3 protein-coding genes are annotated in these 2842 nt (G+C 60.1%); 1 reads left to right on the plus strand and 2 read right to left on the minus strand.

The window, feature by feature from the left end; genetic code table 11:
- Positions 1–174 precede the first annotated feature (174 nt).
- Entirely contained in the window at positions 175–999 is an 825-nt protein-coding gene (locus ACYP5B_RS02010; protein WP_459568360.1) for a hypothetical protein, read from the plus strand.
- Positions 1000–1062: 63 nt separating this feature from the next.
- Here the strand turns inward: ACYP5B_RS02010 and ACYP5B_RS02015 are convergent, their stop codons facing one another.
- The gene (locus ACYP5B_RS02015; RefSeq protein WP_459568362.1) at positions 1063–2343 is read right to left on the minus strand and encodes an adhesin; all 1281 of its coding nucleotides are present in this window, start codon (positions 2341–2343) and stop codon (positions 1063–1065) included.
- Positions 2344–2469: 126 nt separating this feature from the next.
- Positions 2470–2842 (minus strand): type 4 pilus major pilin (locus ACYP5B_RS02020; RefSeq protein ID WP_459568364.1); only part of this gene is annotated, 373 nt, incomplete at its 5' end.

The following is a 2842-nucleotide window of genomic DNA, read 5'->3' on the forward strand; positions in this document are numbered from 1 at the left end:
CAATCTGGTCGACCTACGCGCTCAGCCAGTACAAGACGAACAAGAAGATCGACGCCGCGCTGAACGCACGGCGCTAGACGCGCACGCGCCCTTGACTTTCGCGTGGCGCAAGTAGGATGGACATATGCGATCCGAGGGCGGGCCGCAGTGTTCAATATTTAGAAGGGAAGAAAAATGCAAAATAAGATCAAACTGACTCTCTCCGCGATCTCGGTCGCTTCGCTCCTCGCACTGGCCGCCTGCGGTGGTGGTGGTGACGGCGGTGGCTCGTCGACCCCGGCCGCAGTCACGCCGGCACCGCCGCCCCCGACCATCGTGGTGCAAGGCTCCGCACCTACTGTCACCGCGGACCCGATGGCCGTCGTTTTCGTGCCGCAGACCGAGACTTCTACCAAGTCGGTGCTTCAGTCCATCGCCTCCAACGCATTCCCGGGCTCGCTGCAGAAGGCAACGGCCGAAGGGGGCTATAAGCAGATCGGGATCGACGCCAACAGCCTGATTTCGCTGACGACCGGCAAGATTGTCGACGTGGCCGGTAATGGTGACTTCGCTATCGGTCGCTGGACTGACGGATCAAGCAGCATCGGGAACTTCAGCGTGAACCAGGGTGCGCACTATGCCGTTGGAAAGCCCCTCGCATTGCAACGCGTGCCCGGACCTACTGCAACCCTGTCCTGCACGCTACTCGCCAATACCAGTCCCACAGCCGTGTCCGGAAACTTTGGCCCCGGCAAAGTGAATGCCGCAACCGCGACCATCGATCTGAACGGACCCGCGCTGCAAGTGCTCAATTTGGACATTGCCATCGGGTCTGACACACACGCAACTGCCAAAGTGACCGGAACGACCGTCAATGGAGTCTTGCAGGCATCTGGCGTGCTTCATCATGTCCAAGTCATGGGTACGTCCCAGGCGAAGCCCCTGCTCGCCATCGGCTACGCCATGCCCACGCCCTCCAGCGGCGACGTCACCGGTGTCGTCGTCCTACAATGCCAGTAAGCTGTAAAGCTTAAATAGCAAAAGAGCCGGTGTTGCCGGCTCTTTTGCACTGGAACGCGGGCCTCAGCCTCCGCCGCTACTGCAATTCACGTTGTCCCTGGCAAAAAATTGCCGGCTCGACCCGTTCGCGTAATAGATCGTGTAGACGATGCCCGAAGCATTCCCAAACGGGTCTCCGAACGCTTCTGAGCCGCACGTATGGTACATAGCCGTAAAGTCGGCTATGCCCGTGCCCCCTGAGGCAGCCCGCCAAACGCCAGACTGGCACGACAGAATCCGCCCGTTCGGATCGCTACGGATTGCGCCCTGCGGATCGCCGCAGCCCCAGCCATCCCAGACCTGCTGGCCACCGCCGGTGGACGGCACGACCGCGCCAGCAGCGTAAAGAGATCCGTTAGCGAGCACGGAGCCGCCACTAGTTACGTTCCCACCGGCGGCGACTTGACCGCCCGAGGACACCATACCGGCCACATAGGCGTTACCGTTCAACTGAACATAGTTGCCGTAGACTCCATTGGCGCTCGCATTTCCGGCAATTCCCGCATCGCCATTTGATCTCACATAGTTACCAGTAACAGAGTTGCCACTCACCTGACCGGCCGCCGCCACGTTCCCGTTCGCGGATACCGATCCATTCGACTGCAAATTCCCAACGGCATTCATCGCCTGATTGTTCGCATCCATCGGCCCGGTGAGGTTCAACGAACCATCCCGCTTGTAGAACTGGTTCATGCTCTGTGCCAGGAGGGACGTGTTGCCCACCTGCATCATCAGCACACCCGCATTGCCTCCAGACAGGGGATTCGGCGCAGACCAGCTCGCGGCCATCCCGGTAATGACCGCAGGACTCTCCGCGTAGGACACGCCAGCATCGACGCCAGCGGCGGCCACAACCGTTGCCATCTGGTCCGTACGAATGTTGCCGCTGGCATCACGGTATGCCGTGGTCGAGTACATCCTCCCAGGGATAGTGCAATTCGTCAGACCCGCGCTGCAGTTGGTCGGCACCAGGTCCACACGAAAGGACAGCCCGAGCGGGCTAGTGTCGCTGAACCCGATCGGCAGCAACTTCAGGTTAATCAGATCCTGCACCGTGGGGTGAAGCGGGCTAGCGACGGTCGCGGATACACTACCCGCATTGATCGTCGTCGGCCCATTCGGACTGGCGGCGAGCACCGTCATGTTGTCGAAGACATAGGTATTGACGGCACTCGCCACATTGGACATGTACTGGCCAGTACCGGTGGCCAACGCGTCGTCAATAAGGTTGTTGGTATTGTGAATCATCACAGCAGCGCCAATCGCCGCGACGGATAGTTGAAGCGCCGCTTCGGTCAGAAACATCTAGCCTACCTCCAAGTAGATCGCCGCCATGTACGAGGCAGGGCGGCGGCAATACCAACAACTATGCCAGCAGAGCCGGTGTTTCTGACCGGCATAAACTCACTAAAACTGGATAGCTTTCGCCGGTCAGGCGATGTACAGGTCGATCGTGTTGCTACCACCGGAACATGACACCTTGCTCGGGTCGACCGCGCCGCCCACCGCCTTGATGGTCGTCCCGTTCACGACGATCTTGCCGGCACTGCCTTGGTATGACGCGACGATGGCGATGCAAGCGGCGTCAGGCTGCTGCGGGACGGACCATTGCAGCGAGTCGTTCGCGCTGAGCAACTGGGCAGCGGCCACCGTGAGCTTGCCACCACCGGGCTGCAGAATGATGTCGGAGCCGGTTTCGGTCATCGTGGTCAGATCCTTGAATACACCGTTGCCCATCAGTGCGGAAATACTGACCTTGCTGTACTGACCGCGGTAGCTGGTTTTGACCTTTCCAATGACGCCG

This window comes from Cupriavidus sp. 8B (assembly GCF_054589115.1).

What these genes read in the sequence shown, in the direction of transcription:
- ACYP5B_RS02015 (WP_459568362.1), bottom strand. Translation starts at nt 2,343, where the DNA reads ATGTTTCTGACCGAAGCGGCGCTTCAACTATCCGTCGCGGCGATTGGC.
- ACYP5B_RS02010 (WP_459568360.1), top strand. Translation starts at nt 175, where the DNA reads ATGCAAAATAAGATCAAACTGACTCTCTCCGCGATCTCGGTCGCTTCG.